At 40.5% G+C, this 20,204-nt stretch carries 16 protein-coding genes; 10 read left to right on the plus strand and 6 right to left on the minus strand.

Annotated elements, in window-relative coordinates:
• Positions 1-17 precede the first annotated feature (17 nt).
• Positions 18-2,489, minus strand: a complete 2,472-nt coding sequence (locus F936_RS13380) for a heavy metal translocating P-type ATPase (RefSeq protein WP_005048064.1) — start codon at positions 2,487-2,489, stop codon at positions 18-20.
• 165 nt (positions 2,490-2,654) lie between these two features.
• Here F936_RS13380 and F936_RS13385 point away from each other — a divergent pair, with 165 nt between their 5' ends.
• Positions 2,655-2,855, plus strand: coding sequence for a heavy-metal-associated domain-containing protein (locus F936_RS13385; protein ID WP_003652628.1), 201 nt, complete (start codon positions 2,655-2,657; stop codon positions 2,853-2,855).
• A 51-nt stretch (positions 2,856-2,906) separates the two neighbouring features.
• Here the strand turns inward: F936_RS13385 and F936_RS13390 are convergent, their stop codons facing one another.
• Together F936_RS13390 and F936_RS18980 are read right to left on the minus strand one after the other, a co-directional pair.
• On the minus strand, positions 2,907-3,866 hold the full coding sequence (locus F936_RS13390; protein WP_003652630.1) for a LysR family transcriptional regulator: 960 nt from the start codon (positions 3,864-3,866) through the stop codon (positions 2,907-2,909).
• Between the two features lie 44 nt (positions 3,867-3,910).
• On the minus strand, positions 3,911-4,039 hold the full coding sequence (locus F936_RS18980; RefSeq protein WP_080595325.1) for a hypothetical protein: 129 nt from the start codon (positions 4,037-4,039) through the stop codon (positions 3,911-3,913).
• Positions 4,040-4,145: 106 nt separating this feature from the next.
• Between F936_RS18980 and benA the strand changes: the two genes are divergently transcribed.
• From benA to F936_RS13425, 7 genes are all read left to right on the plus strand, one after another.
• The gene (benA, locus tag F936_RS13395; RefSeq protein ID WP_005048070.1) at positions 4,146-5,528 is read left to right on the plus strand and encodes a benzoate 1,2-dioxygenase large subunit; all 1,383 of its coding nucleotides are present in this window, start codon (positions 4,146-4,148) and stop codon (positions 5,526-5,528) included.
• Positions 5,525-6,025 carry a benzoate 1,2-dioxygenase small subunit gene (gene benB, locus F936_RS13400; RefSeq protein ID WP_005048073.1) on the plus strand — a complete coding sequence of 167 codons (501 nt, stop codon included), beginning with the start codon at positions 5,525-5,527 and terminating at the stop codon, positions 6,023-6,025. Before benA ends, benB begins: the two co-directional genes overlap by 4 nt.
• A 71-nt stretch (positions 6,026-6,096) precedes the next feature.
• Positions 6,097-7,113 carry a benzoate 1,2-dioxygenase electron transfer component BenC gene (benC, locus tag F936_RS13405; protein WP_005048075.1) on the plus strand — a complete coding sequence of 339 codons (1,017 nt, stop codon included), beginning with the start codon at positions 6,097-6,099 and terminating at the stop codon, positions 7,111-7,113.
• A gap of 21 nt (positions 7,114-7,134) precedes the next feature.
• Positions 7,135-7,920, plus strand: coding sequence for a 1,6-dihydroxycyclohexa-2,4-diene-1-carboxylate dehydrogenase (locus F936_RS13410; RefSeq protein WP_005048077.1), 786 nt, complete (start codon positions 7,135-7,137; stop codon positions 7,918-7,920).
• 57 nt (positions 7,921-7,977) lie between these two features.
• Complete coding sequence (gene benE / locus F936_RS13415) at positions 7,978-9,171, plus strand: benzoate/H(+) symporter BenE (protein ID WP_005048080.1); 1,194 nt, start codon at positions 7,978-7,980, stop codon at positions 9,169-9,171.
• Between the two features lie 479 nt (positions 9,172-9,650).
• Positions 9,651-11,009 (plus strand): aromatic acid/H+ symport family MFS transporter, encoded by a 1,359-nt coding sequence (locus tag F936_RS13420; protein ID WP_005041881.1) that lies wholly within the window; start codon positions 9,651-9,653, stop codon positions 11,007-11,009.
• Between the two features lie 45 nt (positions 11,010-11,054).
• A complete protein-coding gene (locus F936_RS13425) occupies positions 11,055-12,311 on the plus strand; it encodes an OprD family outer membrane porin (RefSeq protein WP_005048083.1) in 1,257 nt (418 codons plus the stop codon).
• 103 nt (positions 12,312-12,414) lie between these two features.
• Here the strand turns inward: F936_RS13425 and F936_RS13430 are convergent, their stop codons facing one another.
• Together F936_RS13430 and hrpA are read right to left on the minus strand one after the other, a co-directional pair.
• Positions 12,415-13,521, minus strand: a complete 1,107-nt coding sequence (locus F936_RS13430; RefSeq protein WP_005048087.1) for a beta-ketoacyl-ACP synthase III — start codon at positions 13,519-13,521, stop codon at positions 12,415-12,417.
• 94 nt (positions 13,522-13,615) lie between these two features.
• Entirely contained in the window at positions 13,616-17,473 is a 3,858-nt protein-coding gene (gene hrpA, locus F936_RS13435) for an ATP-dependent RNA helicase HrpA (RefSeq protein ID WP_005048088.1), read from the minus strand.
• 352 nt (positions 17,474-17,825) lie between these two features.
• On the opposite strand from hrpA, the gene ahpC reads away from it, so the two are divergent.
• On the plus strand, positions 17,826-18,389 hold the full coding sequence (gene ahpC / locus F936_RS13440; protein ID WP_003652649.1) for an alkyl hydroperoxide reductase subunit C: 564 nt from the start codon (positions 17,826-17,828) through the stop codon (positions 18,387-18,389).
• Positions 18,390-18,641: 252 nt separating this feature from the next.
• A complete protein-coding gene (locus tag F936_RS13445; protein ID WP_003652651.1) occupies positions 18,642-18,851 on the plus strand; it encodes a KTSC domain-containing protein in 210 nt (69 codons plus the stop codon).
• 51 nt (positions 18,852-18,902) lie between these two features.
• Here the strand turns inward: F936_RS13445 and F936_RS13450 are convergent, their stop codons facing one another.
• The gene (locus F936_RS13450) at positions 18,903-20,096 is read right to left on the minus strand and encodes an alkane 1-monooxygenase (RefSeq protein ID WP_005048092.1); all 1,194 of its coding nucleotides are present in this window, start codon (positions 20,094-20,096) and stop codon (positions 18,903-18,905) included.
• Between the last annotated feature and the right edge of the window lie 108 nt (positions 20,097-20,204).

Consider the following 20,204-nt stretch of genomic DNA (forward strand, 5'->3'; position numbering starts at 1 on the left):
GTTGATTTTCAGCACGCTTACTGTACTGGCGCATGAAAACGTTTTAAGCGTAATGCATTGCCTAAAACAAAGACTGAAGAAAGTGCCATCGCTCCTGCTGCAAACATTGGCGATAGTAATACGCCAAATGCTGGGTATAATGCGCCTGCCGCAATTGGAATAAGTGCAACGTTATATACAAATGCCCAGAACAGGTTTTGACGTATGTTTCGCATGGTGGCTTTACTTAAAGCAATTGCGTTCGGCACACCTTTTAAACTACCCGACATAAGCACAACATCGGCAGCTTCAATGGCAACATCTGTTCCGGTACCAATGGCTAAGCCAACATCTGCTTGCGCCAAGGCTGGTGCATCATTAATGCCATCGCCCACAAAAGCCAATCGACCATACTGCTTTTGCAGTTGACGAACGGTGTCTACTTTGCCTTCGGGTAAAACCTCTGCCACAACTTCATCAATATTAAGTTTTTTCGCAATCGCTTGCGCTGTATGACGGTTATCCCCTGTAATCATGGCAACTTTTAGACCTAATTGATGTAAGGCCTCAATCGCAGCATAGGTTGTTTCTTTAATTGGGTCTGCAACGGCAATAATTGCAGCTAGTTGCCGGTCGATAGCAACATAAAGTGGTGTTTTACCCTCTTCACCCAGTTGAGCAGCAATTGCTTGGAATGAGTTGGTATCTAAACCAAGTTGATGCATATAACGGTCTGCACCAATTTGTACTTTTTGACCCGCTACTTCAGCTTCAATACCTGAACCGGTAATCGAGTTAAATGCTGTTACGGGTAATAAGTTTAGACCCTCAGCTTGTGCGGCTTGAACAATAGCGAGTGCAATCGGGTGCTCAGATTTAGCTTCAACAGAGGCAACCAACGTCAGCACTTGTTTACGATCAAAACCTTGTTGCACATTAAAGTCTGTCAGTGTTGGTTTGCCTTCGGTGAGTGTTCCCGTTTTATCGACTGCAACAACTTGCGCTTCTTGCAAAAGCTGCAAAGCTTCACCTTTACGGAACAGAATCCCTAGCTCAGCACCACGTCCAGTACCGACCATAATAGAAGTTGGTGTTGCCAGTCCCATCGCACAAGGACACGCAATAATTAGTACTGCAACGGCGTTGACCAAACCAAAAGTTAAGGCAGGTTCTGGCCCAAAGATAAACCAGACCAAGAAAGTAATTGCAGCAATGAGCATCACCGCTGGCACAAACCACATGGTGACTTTATCGACCAAACCCTGAATCGGAAGTTTAGAACCTTGGGCTTGCTCAACCATGCGAATAATTTGTGAAAGCACAGACGAAGCACCAACCGCGGTCGCCCGAATGTTTAAAGTACCGTTCTGGTTGACCGTACCACCAACCACTTGCTGCCCTACTATTTTTTCAACGGGAACAGGCTCACCCGTAATCATAGATTCATCAATGTAGCTATGCCCTTCAACTACTTCACCATCGACAGGCACACGTTCACCGGGACGAATTTCTACAATACTTCCACTGACCACTTCGGCAACTGCAACTTCCACCACTTGACCATCACGCTGAATGCGAGCAGTCTTCGGTTGCATACCAACCAAATGCTGAATAGCTTGCGAAGTACGTCCTTTGGCTTTTGCTTCAAAATATCGCCCGAGCAAAATTAGACTGACAATCACGGCAGCCGCTTCAAAGTAAACATTGACCGTACCTTGTGGTAACACATGCGGCATAAAGGTTGCCACGACTGAGAAACTGTAGGCAGCCAAGGTTCCAACTGCCACTAGCGAATTCATATCTGGCGCTAAACGCAATAAGGCTGGAATACCTTTTTGGTAAAAACGGCGACCAGGAAAAATGAGTACTAAGGTTGTTAAAACAAACTGTAAAAGCCAGCTATTGTATTGACCAATCGTGTGCATGACCCACATGTGAAAAGCTGGAATTAGATGTGAACCCATTTCCAAAATAAACACAGGTAAGGCCAAAACAATCGAGATGATCAAATCTTTTTTAAGCTGATCTAACTCTGAAGCTTTTTTATCGAGCTGCTCATTTTGATTTTTTTCAGCTGCTTTGGCGTCGTAACCCGCTTTTTTAACAGCACGAATCAGGTCTTCAACATTGACTGATGCATCTGCCTGAACCCAAGCCTGCTCTGTAGCTAAGTTAACCGTCGCATCTTGAACGCCGTTTACTTTTTTAAGGGCTTTTTCAACTCGTGCAACACAAGATGCGCAGGTCATACCCTCAATAGACAGCTCCACTGGTGCCGCTTTTGGAACATCATAACCTGCTCGTTCAACTGCTTTGACAAGTGCTTCACGCTGAATCGGTTGATTTGAATAAACAACGGCTTTCTCTGTTGCCAAATTAACGTTGGCAATTTCTACATTTTCAACTTTCTTAAGTGCTTTTTCGACACGACCTACACAGGAGGCACAGGTCATCCCTTCGATTGGTAGTGTTTCACTATATGCTGGCAATTTTGTGTTTTTTGAGTCCATCAAACACCTCTGCAAATCTGCAAAATTTAATATTCTGTATTGAGCATACAGATTCCCATCATGGGAAGGTCAAGCATATTTTTTAAAAAATTGGTCTTGACCTTACAATCATGACAAGGTTTAGACTTAAGGTTATCCAAACAAATATCTCGTTCTTGATGGAGTATGAATATGAAACTACTTATTGAAAATATGACTTGTGGCGGCTGTGCTCGTGGTGTGACAGCAACGATTCAAGATGTCGACCCAAATGCAAAAGTAGACGTAGATTTAGCGACAAAAATCGTAACTGTTGAAAGCAGTGAAAGCGTCGATAAAATTACCGAAGCGCTAGACGAAGATGGTTTTCCAGCTCAAGTGCAGTAAGAAGTTACATAATGCATAGCTTCAAACTTTGAGGCTATGCATTCGTCTTATTTAAAAATCTATGCCGTTTGAATCATCTATCGGGTTCTGATCGAGTGTAAAAACAGTCCGTTGATAAGGTATCCCTTCTAAATCGTAGACCTGATAAATACAATCAAATAAGAGTTGTAAGTCCTCACTTCTGTCCATTGCGCGTGCAGTAATAAAAATCGGACTGACTGCCCCATTGTCGAGAATTGGAATGTAATTTAAATGAGGAAAGCGAATAGTATCGGCACTGGCAGGAATAATACATAAACCTTCTCCCGCTGCGACCAAGCCCAAAGCCAACTGAATTTCCCGTATCTCATGCATATTTTTTGGAACCAAACTATGCTCGGCAAAAATATTCAAAAGCTGGGTTGAAAAATTGGGTTTCGGCGAAGTGGGATACATAAACATCTTTTCATCAATGAGATCTGCCAGATATACCCCTTCTGTACGCTGTGCAATCGGATGACTCGTATGAGCAGCAACCACCAATCGCTCTTTACGCAACAAAATACGTCTCACGGCCGGGTCACTAATTCTTAAACGTCCAAATCCGACATCAATACGGCCTTCTTTTAATGCCTGTAGTTGCTCAGTCGTACTTAACTCCATCAGTTGAATATTCAAATGCGGTTGCTGTTGCCGAAATAAATAGATGATTCGCGGCAGTAAACCATAGAGCAAAGACCCAACAAAGCCAATCGTTACGCTTCTTTCGATCAGACCAATCCGCTTGGTCATACTTTTTATTTCTTCAGCATTCGACAAAAGTTTAAGGGCGTGCTGATAAAAGAAATGTCCGGCTGGGGTTGTCTGTAAAGGGCGGCTTCCACGCTCAAATAATTGAATTCCAAGCTCACTTTCCAGATTTTGGATCTGCCGACTCAAAGGTGGTTGAGCAATAAATAGTTTTTCGGCTGCCTTTGTGAAGCTCTGCTCTTCAACAACAGCCACGAAATATCGTAAATGTCTTAGTTCCATAAGGCTTCCATACCTTTAAGATATAAAAAAATGCAAATTCAGTCTTAGACACAGTTTAACCATTCTTTTAAGGTATATACAAGCAACAAACCGATGAAGTGATGAATTGCTTTGTGAAAAGCCTTGTTGCCAATATTTAAGTGATTCATCTTCATCAATTCACGGTTAAACACCCAGCGCGCTCATGCGCTTCATTGACAATATTAGGATATCAAGACCTTTTAGATCGTAGCTAAGGCCTTGGTGACTTCCACACTTTTGGAAAGTCGGAGAACGGACATGCCACGTATTCCTGTAATCAATACTAGCCATCTTGACCGTATTGATGAATTACTTGTAGATAATATCGATACAGGTGAATTTAAACTTCATCGCTCAGTGTTTACTGACGACGCCCTATTTGACCTTGAAATGAAATACATCTTCGAAGGTAATTGGGTTTACTTAGCACACGAAAGCCAAATTCCAAATAATAATGACTACTACACCACTCACATTGGTCGTCAGCCGGTCATTATTGCCCGCAACCGTAACGGCGAATTGAATGCCATGATCAATGCGTGTTCACACCGCGGAGCACAACTTTGCCGTCACAAGCGTGGTAACAAAGCAACGTATACCTGCCCTTTCCATGGTTGGACGTTTAATAACTCAGGTAAATTACTTAAAGTTAAAGATCCAAGTGAAGCAGGCTACTCTGACTGTTTTAACCAAGATGGCTCACACGACCTTAAAAAAGTTGCTCGCTTTGAGAACTATAAAGGCTTTTTGTTTGGCAGCTTAAATCCGGATGTTCCTTCACTTGAAGAATTCTTGGGTGAAACCACCAAAATCATCGACATGATTGTTGATCAATCTGAACATGGTCTGGAAGTTTTACGTGGTTCATCGACCTACACTTACGAAGGCAACTGGAAACTCACCGCTGAAAATGGTGCCGATGGTTACCACGTTTCTGCTGTTCATTGGAACTATGCAGCAACGACTCAACACCGTAAAGAAACTCAAGCTGCCGATAATATTCGTGCGATGAGCGCTGGTTCTTGGGGTAAACAAGGCGGTGGCTCTTATGGCTTTGAAAATGGTCACATGTTGCTTTGGACACAATGGGCAAACCCAGAAGACCGTCCGAACTTCCCGAAAGCAGAAGAATACGCCGAAAAATACGGCGAAGCGATGTCGAAGTGGATGATTGAACGTTCACGTAACCTATGCCTCTATCCAAACGTTTATTTGATGGATCAGTTCGGTTCACAGATTCGTGTACTTCGCCCACTTTCAGTCAATAGAACTGAAGTCACTATTTACTGTATTGCACCTAAAGGTGAAGCACCAGAAGCTCGTACCCGCCGTATCCGTCAATATGAAGATTTCTTTAATGCCTCAGGTATGGCAACACCAGACGATTTAGAGGAATTCCGCGCTTGTCAGGCAGGCTACGCAGGTATTGCACTTGAGTGGAATGACATGTGCCGTGGTTCAAAACACTGGATTTATGGACCAGACGATGCAGCAAATGAAATTGGTTTAAAACCAATGTTAAGTGGTATCAAAACTGAAGATGAGGGTCTTTATCTTGCCCAACATCAATATTGGTTAGAAACCATGAAACACGCGATTGCATCAGAGAAAGAAATTGCTGATCAGGGAGAAACAGCATGAGTGCTCAAGACAAAGCAACTTTAGAAAATATTGCTCAGTTTCTCTATCGTGAAGCTCGCTTTTTAGATGATGAACAATGGGATGACTGGCTTGCATGCTACGAACAGGAAGCTTCTTTCTGGATGCCAGCTTGGGATGATGACGATAAATTAACTGAAGACCCGCAATCTGAAATTTCACTCATTTATTATCCAGACCGCCAAGGTTTAGAAGATCGTGTGTTCCGTATTAAAACCGAACGCTCATCTGCAACCATGCCGGACACACGCACAAGCCACAATATTGCCAACATTGAAGTCGTCGAGCGCGACGGAGACAAAGTCACTGTTCGCTTTAACTGGAATACCTTGAGTTTCCGTTACAAGACAAATTACAGCTATTTCGGTATGTCACGTTATGTGATCGATTTTTCAGGTGATCAACCAAAAATCTTGAGCAAATATGTCGTTTTGAAAAATGACTACATCAATCAAGTCATTGATATTTACCACCTTTAAGACATACCACCTCAGTTAAACGGACTGTTGGCTGAGGGTGAAAGTTTCAAATATTTTGTAGGATACATGCCATGTCAAACCACAATATTGCACTTCAATTTGAAGATGGTGTTACACGTTTCATTAACGTAGCTCAAGGCGAAACCTTATCTGACGCAGCCTATCGCCAAAAAATTAATATTCCTTTGGATTGCCGTGATGGTGCATGTGGAACTTGCCGCGCATTTTGCGAGTCAGGTCATTATGACATGCCAGAAGAAACCTATATTGAAGATGCATTAACACCAGAAGAAGCCGAGCAAGGTTATATTCTTGCTTGCCAATGCCGCCCAACTTCAGACGCGGTATTTCAGATTCAAGCATCGTCAGATGTCTGTAAAACAGAAATTCATAGCTTCCAAGGTACATTAGCCCGCGTTGAAAACTTATCAGATTCAACCATCACGTTTGATATTCAACTTGATGAAGGTCAACCGGATATTCATTTCCTTGCAGGTCAGTATGTGAATGTTGCAATTCCAGAAACTGGTGAAACCCGTTCATATTCATTTAGCTCAAAACCGGGTAATCGTTTAACTGGCTTTGTAGTACGTAACGTACCGAATGGCAAAATGAGTGAATTCTTGAGTAAGAATGCTCAAGCTGGTGACAAAATGACATTTACCGGTCCGTTCGGTAGCTTCTATTTACGTAATGTAGCGCGTCCTGTGCTTATGCTGGCAGGCGGTACTGGCATTGCTCCATTTATGTCGATGTTACAAGTGCTTGAAGAAAAAGGTTCAGAACAGCCTGTTCGTTTAGTCTTTGGCGTAACCAATGACTTTGATTTGGTTGCCCTAGAAAAACTCAATGAATTACAGGCGAAATTCCCGTGGTTCGAATATCGAACTGTAGTTGCAAGCCCTGAGAGTAACCATGAACGCAAAGGCTATGTAACTGGTCATATTGAAAGTGCATGGTTAAACAGTGGCGATGTCGATGTTTATCTATGTGGTCCAGTTCCAATGGTAGAAGCTGTACGTGGCTGGTTAGAAACTAAAAATATCAAACCTGCTAGTTTCTTGTTTGAAAAATTCTCTGCAAACTAATTCAAGGTGGAGAAGTTATCTATGTCAAACCGTCAAAGATTTACCGATAAAGTTGTGATTGTTACGGGTAGTGCCCAAGGTATTGGTCGTGGCGTGGCCTTGCAAGTCGCGGCTGAAGGCGGACAAGTCGTCATGGCTGACCGCTCTGAATATGTTGAAGAAGTTCTCAAAGAAATTCAGAGTGCAGGTGGCGATGCTGTCACGATTAATGCCGACCTTGAAACCTATGCAGGCGCACAAGCGGTTGTTGCAAAAGCCATTGAACACTATGGTCGGGTAGATATCCTTATTAATAATGTAGGTGGCGCGATCTGGATGAAACCTTTTGAAGAGTTTTCCGAAGAAGAGATCGTTAAGGAAGTGAATCGCTCATTGTTTCCAACTTTATGGTGCTGCCGCGCTGTGTTGCCCGCCATGATTAAGCAACAATCGGGTGTTATTGTAAATGTATCTTCCATTGCAACCCGTGGCATTAATCGTATTCCCTACTCAGCATCTAAAGGTGGTGTAAATGCCCTAACAGCATCGCTTGCTTTTGAACATGCTAAAGACGGGATCCGAGTCAATGCAGTTGCGACTGGTGGAACCGAAGCACCGCCTCGCAAAGTACCGCGTAATGCCAACCCATTAAGTCAAAATGAGAAAGACTGGATGCAGCAAGTGGTTGATCAAACAATAGATCGAACATTTATGGGCCGTTATGGCACAATTCAAGAACAAGTGAATGCAATTTTATTTCTTGCATCAGACGAAGCATCGTATATGACTGGATCGGTTATTTCGGTCGGAGGTGGAGATCAGGGTTAACCCTGATCTTTTTATATGATTGGGTAAATAACATGATTTGCATGGAGGCAATCACACATGGCAACTCTGTTAAAGACATTAAAAAATGACTGGTCCATATCAGCCACTGTTGCTGGCTTTCTTGCAGTTTTAATTTCTTACTCAGGCCCACTGATTATTTTCTTTCAAGCTGCTCAGCGTGCCCATGTTTCTACCGATATGATGGTGTCATGGATTTGGGGAATTTCAATTGGTGCCGCCGTTTCAGGTATTTATCTTTCAATTAAATATAAAACTCCTGTCATTACCGCATGGTCTGCACCGGGTACTGCCCTGTTAGTGACGCTATTTCCACATATCTCATTGAATGAAGCGGTAGCTGCTTATATTACTTCTGCCGTTGTTATTTTTTTAATTGGCATTACTGGTTACTTCGACAAATTACTTAAATGGATTCCGCAAGATGTCGCTGCCGGCATGATGGCAGGTATTCTTTTTCAATTTGGTATTGGTCTATTTACCGCATCTGATAGCATGCCCTTTATTGTCTTTAGCATGCTCATTGTCTTTTTAATTGCCAAACGTTTAATGCCGCGCTATACCATGATTTGGGTATTAGCTGCCGGAGTTTTATTAAGCCTCATTTTAGGCAAAATGAATCCGGTTGATGTGAGTTTTAGTTTGGCTATCCCGCAGTGGATTAGCCCAGAGTGGACATGGAACTCAACACTGAACCTCGCTGTTCCTCTCATTTTAGTCAGCTTAACTGGTCAATTTTTACCGGGCATGGCAATTATGAAACTCAGTGGTTACGACACACCCGCCAAACCGATTATTAGCGTTACCAGTATTGCCTCTTTAGTTGTTGCTTGCGTAGGTGGTATTACCATTGTGCTTGCCTCAATTACTGCTGCTTTATGTATGGGCAAAGATGCACATGAACTTAAAGAAAAACGATATATTGCGGGTATCGCTAATGGAATTTTTTATATTTTAGGAGGCTTATTTGCTGGCAGTATTGTCATGCTATTTAGCTTACTTCCTAAAGAGTTGGTTGCAGCACTGGCAGGTTTAGCTTTGCTTGGAGCCATTGCCACAAATATTTCTGTCGCCATGAGAAATGATAGTCAACGTGATGCTGCACTTATTACCTTTTTAGCAACAGCATCAGGCATGCATTTTCTTGGATTAAGCTCGGTTTTTTGGGGTATCTGTATTGGTGTAATCGCCCATTTCATTCTCACACCACGATCAACTCCAGCCACAAATTAAGTTTTTTATCTAAACACTCCAACCAAAATAAAGCCTCAATCGCCAAATCAGGATGCAAATAATTTGCTAACCCTGATTTGGCGATTTTTATTTAATATCAATTAAATTTCATTTTCAAAGGTCAATTTCTAAAATAATTAAATAATAGTCTTTAGCATTTTGTATTTATATTTTTACTTCAATTCATAATATAAATTTAGCTCTATTTTTATCAGTGATTCTTAGCAAGAAAACCAAGAATAAAACACCAATAAAAACATTTAAATTCTCACCATACAATATTTACCAGCATTTAATCCAGATAATAAAACCCACTTCAATCTTAAAAAATAAATATATATTTTTCAAATAATTAAATTAATAAAAACACAATACCTTAAAGACATAAAGATATATCAATTAGGTTTTTGACTCTAACTCAATAACAAAATAGTTTATTAAAAAATAACGCGATACTTCACAAATTGGAGGTGAAAAAAATGGATACGAGCAAGGTTAATATTAATGAGCTAATTGATAAGGCCAGTTTTACTTCTTTTCATTGGAAAGTTTTAATCTGGTGCTTACTTATTATTATTTTTGATGGATATGATTTAGTCATTTATGGAGTAGCACTCCCTTTATTAATGCAACAATGGTCATTAACTGCGGTAGAAGCAGGTTTGCTGGCAAGCGCGGCTCTATTTGGCATGATGTTTGGTGCCATGATTTTCGGCACACTTTCGGACAAGCTCGGGCGTAAAAAAACCATCCTGATTTGTGTGACTTTATTTAGCGGATTTACCTTTATCGGTGCTTTTGCCAAAGGACCAACTGAGTTTGCAATTTTGCGCTTTATTGCTGGCCTTGGTATTGGTGGCGTGATGCCAAACGTGGTCGCACTCATGACCGAATATGCGCCTAAAAAAATTCGTAGTACATTGGTCGCAATCATGTTTAGTGGTTACGCAATTGGTGGCATGACATCTGCCCTACTCGGTGCATGGCTCGTGAAAGACATGGGCTGGCAAATCATGTTTTTACTTGCAGGTATTCCACTTTTATTACTCCCGCTGATCTGGAAATTTCTGCCTGAGTCTCTCGCATTTTTAGTGAAATCTAATCAGAGTGAACAGGCTAAAAGTATTGTCAGCAAAATTGCACCTCAAACTCAGGTAAATGCCAATACACAACTGGTGTTAAACGAAAGCACAACAACTGAAGCACCTGTCCGTGCGCTTTTCCAACAAGGCCGTACCTTCAGCACATTTATGTTTTGGATTGCATTCTTTATGTGTTTACTCATGGTGTACGCCTTAGGAAGCTGGTTACCTAAACTTATGCTGCAAGCGGGCTATTCGCTAGGTGCGAGCATGTTGTTCCTGTTTGCACTTAACATCGGTGGCATGGTCGGTGCTATTGGTGGCGGTGCTTTAGCAGACAGATTCCATTTAAAACCCGTCATTACCATTATGTTTATTGTGGGATCAGCAGCTTTAATTTTACTTGGCATCAATAGTCCACAATTTATTTTATATAGCCTGATTGCCATTGCTGGCGCTGCCACAATTGGCTCGCAAATCTTACTCTACACATTTGTTGCGCAGTTCTATCCGACAGCACTTCGCTCAACTGGCATGGGCTGGGCATCTGGAATTGGCCGTATTGGCGCGATTATCGGTCCAGTTTTAACTGGTGCCCTACTCACATTTGAGCTTCCTCACCAAATGAATTTCTTAGCAATTGCGATTCCGGGTGTGATTGCTGCACTTGCAATATTTATGGTCAATCTTAAAGCCTCTGTTGCTGCACAGACTCCATCAACTTTTAACCCTCAAAACACGCTTACTCAGCAGTAAACATACATGCGCCTAGGACTGGCGCATAGATTTTGGAAATGGATTATGGAATTATTACATCGCTTTAAGCCACATGCTTTAACCTTTGCAACCTTAGTATTGATGTGTGGCAATTCATTCGCTGCAAATCCAAATCAGCAGGCTGAAGATGAATGGAAATTCACTTTAAAGAATGCCTACATCAACCGTAATTTTGATAATGATGCCTTAAAAGATACTGGCAGTTGGTCTCAGGCAGCCTCTTTATTTTATAAATCGAAAATGCATGACACCCCACTGCAAATTGCAGATAAGCCCATTACGATTGGGGCTGATGCATCTGTTCAATACGCCGTGCGCTTAAGTTCGGACAAACATGTAGCAGACACAGTTTTACCTTTTAACAAAGACACTCAATCACAAGCGTCGGACTTTTTAAAATACGGGGCGACATTAAAATTAGGTTATGACAAAACGCTTTTGAGTGTGGGTGAGCTTTGGCTAGACCTGCCTGTAACGGCTGTCGATGCCAGCCGTCAGTTGCTTGCTTCATATTGGGGAACCAATTTAAAGTCGCAACTTTCAGATCAGCTTTATGTCGAAATTGGTCGGGTTGAAAAAGTCTCGCCACGAAATGAAGAAGATTTTAAAAAGTTTTCGTTCACGACAAATGGAATTACCAAAGAATCTGATGGCTTAAATTATATTGACCTACGCTACCAATTTACGCCGTCTTTAAAGGGTGAGTACTACTTTGGTAATTTAGAAGACCTCTATAACAAACACTATGTTGGGCTTGAGCATAATTGGAAACAACCTAATTTCGCTCTTACTTCTAAGTTTAAATACTTCAATGCAAAAGATGATGGCAATACTTTTGATATCGATGCACAAAACATTGGAGTACTAGAAACACTTAAAGTGAAAAACCATACCTTTGGTTTAGGATACCAACAAATCATGGGTGAGTCGGCTTACCCATTACCAGATGGTTTCTTACCAGAGACCTATTTCATTAACTGGAATGCTACTGGTTTCTTTAAAGAAGATGAAAAGTCTTACCATGTCATGTACGGCTACGACTTTAAAGATTATGTGCCCGGCCTAAACGCGATGGTGAAATATGTGTATGGCCATGATTTTAAAGCAGCAAATGGTGAGAAAAATCATGAAACTGAATCGAATGTCATTCTGAACTATGCATTTCAGCAACCGTACTTAAAGGGCGTTGCCCTGCAATACATTCGCATTGATTACAACGTTAAATACGGTAATGACTTTGGTGAAGATCGCCTGTTTGTCAATTACACAAAAAAGTTTTAATAACTTTTAATTCAATCTAAGCGGGCTATTTTTGGCTCGCTTTTTTATATTATTTCACTCATAAAAAAACGCTCTTACGAGCGTTTTTAATCAATCTGGCAACTTAAGCAACATGCTTTTGAACAACAATCGAACCTACTGAATAGCCTGCACCAAAAGATGAAATCACGCCATACTCGCCATCATTCACTTCGTGGCCTGTACGGTGTAAAGCAATAATCACACCTGCTGAAGAGGTATTGGCAAATTCATCTAAAATAATTGGTGCACGTCTTAAATCTGCCTCTTTACCAGCAACATATTTCAAGATTAATTCATTCATGTTGGCATTGGCTTGGTGTAACCAGAAACGCTTAATATCGTTTGCAGTTAACTGCATTTTTTCCAACTGTGCATTAATGATTTTTGCTACCAATGGACAAACATCTTTAAATACTTTGCGGCCATCTTGACGGAATAATTTGTCGTCAACGATCGCATCTTCGCTACGGTTTAAGAAACCGAAGTTATTACGAATGTTGTTTGAAAATTGAGTAAATAGATGAATATCTAAAATTTCAAAACCAGTTTTAGTCGTAGTCTCTTCAATAATAGAAGCAGTTGCAACATCACCAAAAATGAAGTGACAATCACGGTTACGGTAGTCTAGGTGACCAGAGGTAATCTCAACATTCACCAATAAAACACGGCGAGCGCCTGAACGAATTGCATCTGCCGCTTGTTTCAAACCAAAAGTAGCAGCTGAGCATGCAACATTCATGTCATATGCATAACCTTGAATACCTAGCGCCGACTGGATTTCAATCGCGACTGCCGGATAAGCACGCTGCATGTTTGAACATGCCAAAATTACGACATCAATATCTTCAGCAGTAACGCCTGCATTTTCCATTGCTTGTTTAGCCGCAATAACACCCCATTCAGCCTGAAGAGACAGCTCATCATTTGAACGCTCAGACAAACGAGGGCGTAAACGAGTCGGATCGAGAATTCCTGATTTTTCGATTACGTAACGGCTTTTAATACCAGAAGCTTTTTCAATAAATTCAGCACTTGAACCACGTAACTCTTCAAGTTCACCAGATGCAATTTTCTCTGCATTGTCTTGGTTATATTGTTCCACATAAGCATTTAAACTGACGGCCAGTTCTTCATTAGAAATGGTTTCTGTTGGATGAAATAGCCCAGTACCTGTAATACGAATGCCCATGTAAAACTCCTAAAAAAATGAAAAGGGTCTGTTAATCTTTCATTTATAAATTGCGTTGTTCGATAAAAACAACATAAACAGACCCATATCTATTTTAACTGATTCCCAAACGATCCCATAACTTTTGCAGTCGAGTTGGTGAAATAGGCATCTTGGTTTTCATCGGTTGAGAAAATAAAGAAATGCGAAACTCTTCCAACATCAAATACAATTCTTTGACTTTAGGATCATTTTTCAATTTAAACACCTTGTCCATCCATGGATCGACATCGTCAATTGCTGCATGATCTCGCTGTAGATTATTGGGCAATCGGTCTAAACGCAATAGCAGCGCTTTCAAATAACGCGGGTATTCCTGCCAAAGATCGACAGGCTGGCAATAAACAAAATTGCCAAGTGACATTAAATCTAACTGATCTTCAATATCATCAATACTTCGCCCAAATATCTCTGGATCAAGCACCAAAAGCTGACGGCGAATTTGCTGCCATTGAATATAAATCTCGCTCAATTGCTCAAGAGCTTGCTGACCATAACTCAAAAATTGCTTTTTGACCTGTTCTAGCAGTTTATTAAATTCATCTGCATTAATTGGCAGAGTTGTAATTGCCATTTGCAAGGTTGCATAGACCAACATCTGCTCAAGTTTAGCTTTATCGCCCAAAGGTGAGTAAGCTAAAGCAAGCGGTTTTGATATCTGCTTTTTCAACTGACGAACCAAGTCACCAAGTTGCATGTGTACCAGACGGATAATACCTTCACGATGCTGTTTAATGGCTTCAGCCTGATCATTAAAAGTCTGGATGACAATACCAGAATCATCTTTAGCATCAGTTTCAGCAAAAACTTTGGTCGGCACTAAAGCTTGATATTGTTTCACAACAACACCTGTGACCTTGTGTGAAGCCTCAAAAGTAAAGTTGTCAGGGAAGTTTTTAAACTCACCTTTTTGCTGTTTTACTGGACGATGCGTTTCCACACGACAACGTGCTTTTAGCTCTGGCAGATCACGACCTTTCGCAATCAATTTACCTTTTTCATCAATGACTTTAATGAACGGCACCAAATATGGATCAATTCGCTCAAACGAGAAATCTTTGTCTGTAATTTGCTCGCCACGTAAGGCAAAAGCTAAATAACTAAAAATATGTTCACGTAAATGTACTGCATCAATACCTTGCATGAGCTTACGAGCTGTATCAGGAATAGGCACTACATTACGACGCTTGTCTTTAGGTAACGCTTTGAGTAAAGCCTCAATTAAGTCTTGGCGCCAGCCCGGAATTCCCCATGACCAGATATTTTCATCAACCTGAGGTAGTGCCTGAACAGGAATCTGAACAGTTGCGCCATCTTCGTCATGGCTTGGGTCAAAATGATATGTTGTTGCTAAACGTAGTTGACCATTATGCAGATGATCTGGAAATTGCTGCGTAGTTGGTCGATCATTGAGCCAAAGCGCATCATCCTCAACAAATAAATAACGCGGATTATTTGCTTCTACCGTCGCTCGCCAGTCTTCAAAACTACGACGGCTTGCAATTTCTTCGGGAATTTTAGAAGCATAGAACTGATAAATTGTTTCTTCATCAACCACTAAATCGCGGCGACGCAACTTATCTTCAACTCGCTCCACTTCTTCAAGTTTAAGTAAATTGTGTTTTAAAAATGGTGGAACCGTACCCAAATTACCTGTAGTTAATCCATCACGTAAGAAAATCTCATGTGCAGCAGGCTGATCAACTTTTTCAAAATTAATTAACCGTTTTGGCTCAATAATTAAACCAAACAAAGAAATTTGCGCGTAGGCATTTACGATCCCCGCTTTCTTAGACCAATGCGGCTCAAAATAGTGATATTTCAACAAGTCACGTGCAGCGAGCAAAATCCATTCAGGATCAATTTTGGCTAAAGTACGTAAATATACCTGAGACGTTTCGACCATCTCAAAAGCCATCACCCAAGAGGTATTGGTTTTGTGCAGAGTACTTGCCGGAAAAACTTTTGCCTTTTGCTGACGCACTGCCATAAAGGTATTGCGTTCATCTGTTTTATTGGCAATGAAAGATAATAAACCTGTCAGCAACGCACGATGCAAATTTTCATAATTTGCATCTTTTTCATTAAAGCTGAGTTTTAAACCTTCTGCTAATTCAACCAATTGCTGATGCGTTTGTTTCCACTCACGTAAACGCAGCCAACTTAAAAAATTCTCCTTAGCAAACTGACGTCGTTTATTTTCAGACATACTTGCTTCACCTTTAGGATTTAAAGTATCCCAAAGTTTCAAATAGAACAGAAAGTCTGAATCTGCTTCTTTGAACAATGCATGCTTTTGGTCAGCCTGCATTTGTTTGTCTGCTGGGCGTTCACGAGGATCTTGAACCGCTAAAGCACTCACCACAATCAAGATTTCTTTGAGTACACCAAAATGTGCACCGCCAATAATCATACGCGCTAAACGTGGGTCAATCGGCATACGTGCCATCATTTGCCCGACTTTGGTCAGCTCATTTTTCTTCTCATTCATTGCCCCTAACTCAATCAAGAGCTTTCGACCATCGTTTACAAGACGGAAATCTGGCGGTTCAATAAAATCGAAGTTTTCTAACTCACCTAAGCCCAAACTTTGCATTTGCAAAATAACAGAAGCTAAATTAGTTCGTTTAATTTCCGGTTCCGTAAATTCTGGACGGCTTAAAAAGTCTTCTTCGCTGTATAAACGAATACAGACACCGGCAGCAATACGACCGCAACGCCCTTTACGCTGATTGGCAGCAGCTTGGGAAATGGCTTCAATCGGTAAGCGTTGTACACGTGATCGATAGTTATAACGAGAAATACGGGCAAAACCGCTATCAATCACATAGCGAATATTTGGAACAGTAAGCGCTGTTTCGGCTACGTTGGTCGCAATAATAATACGACGACCTTTACCACCTGGACTAAAAATCTTTTGTTGTTCAGAAACAGCTAAGCGCGCATACAACGGTAAAATTTCGGTATGTCTTGGCCCGTACTTTTGCAAGGTTTCCTGTAATTCACGAATTTCTTGCTCTGTGCTTGAGAAAATTAAAATATCGGCATGTTCTGGGTGACCTTTTGCTTCGGCATCGGCAAAACATTCTTCAACCGCTTGTACCACTGCACGTGGTAGATTTTCTTCAAAATCATCAAACTCATCGTCGTCACTTCCGCCAATATTCATCTCTGAAATTGGACGATAAAGCACTTCAACTGGATAACTACGCCCTTCAACTTCAAAAATTGGTGCGTCATTAAAGTAATTACTAAAACGATTTACATCTAAAGTTGCAGAAGTCACGATGACTTTAAGGTCTGGGCGTTTTGGCAGTAATTGCTTTAAATAGCCCATAATAAAGTCGATATTGAGTGAGCGTTCATGCGCCTCATCAATAATGATCGTGTCATATTTAGACAAGAAGCGATCATTGCCTAACTCGGCAAGTAAAATACCGTCGGTCATTAACCGGACAATCGAATCTTGCGAACCTTGTTCATTAAAACGAATTTTAAAACCAATCGACTCGCCAAGCTTTTCGCCGACTTCTTCTGCAATACGCTGCGACACACTACGGGCAGCTAAACGGCGTGGCTGTGTATGACCAATCATACCTGTTAAGCCACGACCTGCTAACATTGCAATTTGGGGAAGCTGAGTGGTTTTACCGGAACCTGTTTCACCTGCCACAATAATGACCTGATGCTTTTGAATTGCATCAATTAGACGGTCAGCATATTGAGAAACCGGTAGTTCCTGATTTAGTTTAATTTCAGGTAAACGTGCAAAGCGCTGTCTTACTTTGGCATTAGATTGTTCAAATAATTTTTCAATCTCTGCTGTATTGGCTTTTTTATCTTTACGTAAACGATTTAAACGGTGACGATCTCTTGCCATCACCCACTGATCTATATTTAAACCATTCTGCACAAACAAACTTTCCTGAAAATACAACAATCCGCTATTTTACGCTTTAATGTGCATAAGGTAAAACAATTGGTTTTTGATATATTTTTAATTTTTTTACATTTTACCCTTGAATTCTCACTAACGAGACTTCATGTTGTTAGGCAAGTTTCTTTTACTATAACTGTCATTTGATTTACATGTTTTTGCAGTCAAATCGAGTACAGTGTTTGGGGACTTAAAAATCGCAAATTTATCACTTATTCAATTTTCCGATTTTAGTCATGTAAAAATACTATTTCCCCAATAAAGAATTTTTATTTATTCTACATCTCGTAAACAAGTTTAAATATAAACCTCAATCATGGAGACAATGATGAGCTTGATTAATACTGAAGTTAAACCATTCCAAGCAACTGCTTACCACAACGGCCAATTTGTTGAAGTTAACGAAACTAACCTTAAAGGTAAGTGGTCTGTTGTATTCTTCTATCCAGCTGACTTCACTTTCGTTTGTCCAACTGAACTTGGTGACTTAGCAGACAACTACGCTGAATTCCAAAAACTTGGTGTTGAAATTTATGCTGTATCTACTGATACACACTTCACACACAAAGCTTGGCACGACACTTCTGAAGAAATCAAAAAAATTCAATATCCATTAGTTGGTGACCCAACTTGGACTCTTTCTAAAAACTTCGACGTTCTTATCGAATCTGAAGGCTTAGCTGACCGCGGTACTTTCGTTATCGATCCAGAAGGTAAAATCCAAATCGTTGAACTTAACGCTGGTGGCATCGGCCGTGATGCGTCTGAACTTCTTCGTAAAGTAAAAGCTGCTCAATACGTTCACGCTCACCCAGGTGAAGTTTGCCCAGCTAAATGGAAAGAAGGCGAAGCAACTCTTGCTCCATCTATCGACTTAGTTGGTAAAATCTAATTTTTTAGATTAGACCAATACGTCTGAAACCACCCTTTTTAGGGTGGTTTTTTTATTGATTATTTTTATAAATCTAAGCCCTAATCCGCACCAAAATTTTATAGCTAATTTTTTACAATTCTTATACTTATAAATTTATAGCAACATTCATTTATGAATTGTCAGTCTGCTTAACTTGGAGTACTGTCAAATGATGAAACAAAAGAGTTTTATATATGTATTAAAAGATCAAACAAAATTAGGAGTAGTTATATGGAAAAATCTGTTGTCGTAACCTCTTGGAAATATGATGTTTCTTCACGCTATTTAAAAATTTTCTATAGCAATGGCTCAGGTGAGCTCTATCATCCCGTTCCAGAGTTTATCTACAATAATTTGCTACGTACAAATGATAAAACCGCATTTGTTCACAAATATCTTGAGTTTGATCTGCATTTTAAAAGGCTCTGTATTTCTGCTTAATCATAAAAAATCAGCCCGCTTGGGCTGATCTGTTTTATATCTTTCGACTATTTAAGCCGCGTCATTTTGCTCTATATATTTCTTTAGCATTTTATCCTTAACATCAACATGCATATTGATTTTACTAAGGTCGCCCTTATAGTGCTCGACAACGCGATCATCCATAATTTTTGACCACCAAGATGGAATAAATGCAGGCAAAATCATTGCGCCATAACCTGCTGGTAATTGCGGTGCATCTTCAAAGTGACGTAAGGTCTGAAAGCTGCGAGTGGGATTGGCATGATGATCTGAATGGCGTTGTAATTGATACAAGAACAAATTGGTCACCACATTATTATTGTTCCAGCTGTGCTCTGGCAAAGTACGTTCATATTGGCCATTTTCTTTCTTTGTACGCTTTAAACCATAATGTTCAATATAATTCACCGATTCAAACAAAGTTACTGCATAAGCGGCTTGAGTGACTTGAAATGGGATAGAACGCGTACCAAATTTCGCAAACATGGCTGCATGGTACACAGCAGACATCGCCCAGCCATGAATCAGCTCATTTTCCTTACAGAAGAAAGGCAATTTCTTACGTTCTAAACGATTCTTTTCAATTTCGATTGCCGACTTAAAGCTACCAATCACGGTACGTGGTAAAAACTTCCAAAAAGTTTCACCAAATTGTGAAGATGCTGGGTCTTCAGGTGTCGCAACGCGACGGTGATGTCCATAAGGGTGTTCAATTCGGAAATGGTTATAACCCGATGGTGCTAAAGCTAAATGCGATAAATAATGTTCAAGCTGTCCATTCTTGTGGCTAAGTTCATGCGCAGTATTAATAGCAATTCCATTGACCATTCCCACCAAAGTTCCCAGTAAAACCTGATCAGCAAGAGGTGTATTTTTACGGCCGGCTAAATATGCCCCATAGATATTAGTCGCATATTGCAAAGGAATAAAAAGTTTAACAATACGAGCGTAATACGGATCAGCTTCTAAATCCGCGATTGCATTTAATGGCGGATTTTCTGTGTCTTCACCAATCAATTTATCCAATGCAGGAATAACACCATGAATAAATAATGGCCCAAATGAAGCGAAGAACTTTTTAGTTTTTTTAGGACCAAATTGATAGCCCGCTAGGCCACCCATTGCAATTGTCGGTACAGCCAAACCCAATAGCCATAAATGACGTTTTTTATCCTTAAATGTTGTTGTCGCTTGCTCGACATCCAGTTGAGTATGCATATTCATTAGAAACTCCAATCAAACATAAAATGTTTTGCTTGAATTGATTGTGTTCCTTCATAGCGCCTCTATATTATCATTTTAAGACTTGCTATTATCATTTTAAGACTTTAC

The organism is Acinetobacter calcoaceticus DSM 30006 = CIP 81.8 (assembly GCF_000368965.1).
Lineage (GTDB): Bacteria > Pseudomonadota > Gammaproteobacteria > Pseudomonadales > Moraxellaceae > Acinetobacter > Acinetobacter calcoaceticus.

Excerpts from the sequence above, each read along its gene's own strand:
- F936_RS13380 (WP_005048064.1), bottom strand. The coding sequence starts at position 2,489 with ATGGACTCAAAAAACACAAAATTGCCAGCATATAGTGAAACACTACCA.
- F936_RS13385 (WP_003652628.1), top strand. The coding sequence starts at position 2,655 with ATGAATATGAAACTACTTATTGAAAATATGACTTGTGGCGGCTGTGCT.
- F936_RS13390 (WP_003652630.1), bottom strand. The coding sequence starts at position 3,866 with ATGGAACTAAGACATTTACGATATTTCGTGGCTGTTGTTGAAGAGCAG.
- benA (WP_005048070.1), top strand. The coding sequence starts at position 4,146 with ATGCCACGTATTCCTGTAATCAATACTAGCCATCTTGACCGTATTGAT.
- benB (WP_005048073.1), top strand. The coding sequence starts at position 5,525 with ATGAGTGCTCAAGACAAAGCAACTTTAGAAAATATTGCTCAGTTTCTC.
- benC (WP_005048075.1), top strand. The coding sequence starts at position 6,097 with ATGTCAAACCACAATATTGCACTTCAATTTGAAGATGGTGTTACACGT.
- F936_RS13410 (WP_005048077.1), top strand. The coding sequence starts at position 7,135 with ATGTCAAACCGTCAAAGATTTACCGATAAAGTTGTGATTGTTACGGGT.
- benE (WP_005048080.1), top strand. The coding sequence starts at position 7,978 with ATGGCAACTCTGTTAAAGACATTAAAAAATGACTGGTCCATATCAGCC.
- F936_RS13420 (WP_005041881.1), top strand. The coding sequence starts at position 9,651 with ATGGATACGAGCAAGGTTAATATTAATGAGCTAATTGATAAGGCCAGT.
- F936_RS13425 (WP_005048083.1), top strand. The coding sequence starts at position 11,055 with ATGGAATTATTACATCGCTTTAAGCCACATGCTTTAACCTTTGCAACC.
- F936_RS13430 (WP_005048087.1), bottom strand. The coding sequence starts at position 13,521 with ATGGGCATTCGTATTACAGGTACTGGGCTATTTCATCCAACAGAAACC.
- ahpC (WP_003652649.1), top strand. The coding sequence starts at position 17,826 with ATGAGCTTGATTAATACTGAAGTTAAACCATTCCAAGCAACTGCTTAC.
- F936_RS13445 (WP_003652651.1), top strand. The coding sequence starts at position 18,642 with ATGGAAAAATCTGTTGTCGTAACCTCTTGGAAATATGATGTTTCTTCA.
- F936_RS13450 (WP_005048092.1), bottom strand. The coding sequence starts at position 20,096 with ATGAATATGCATACTCAACTGGATGTCGAGCAAGCGACAACAACATTT.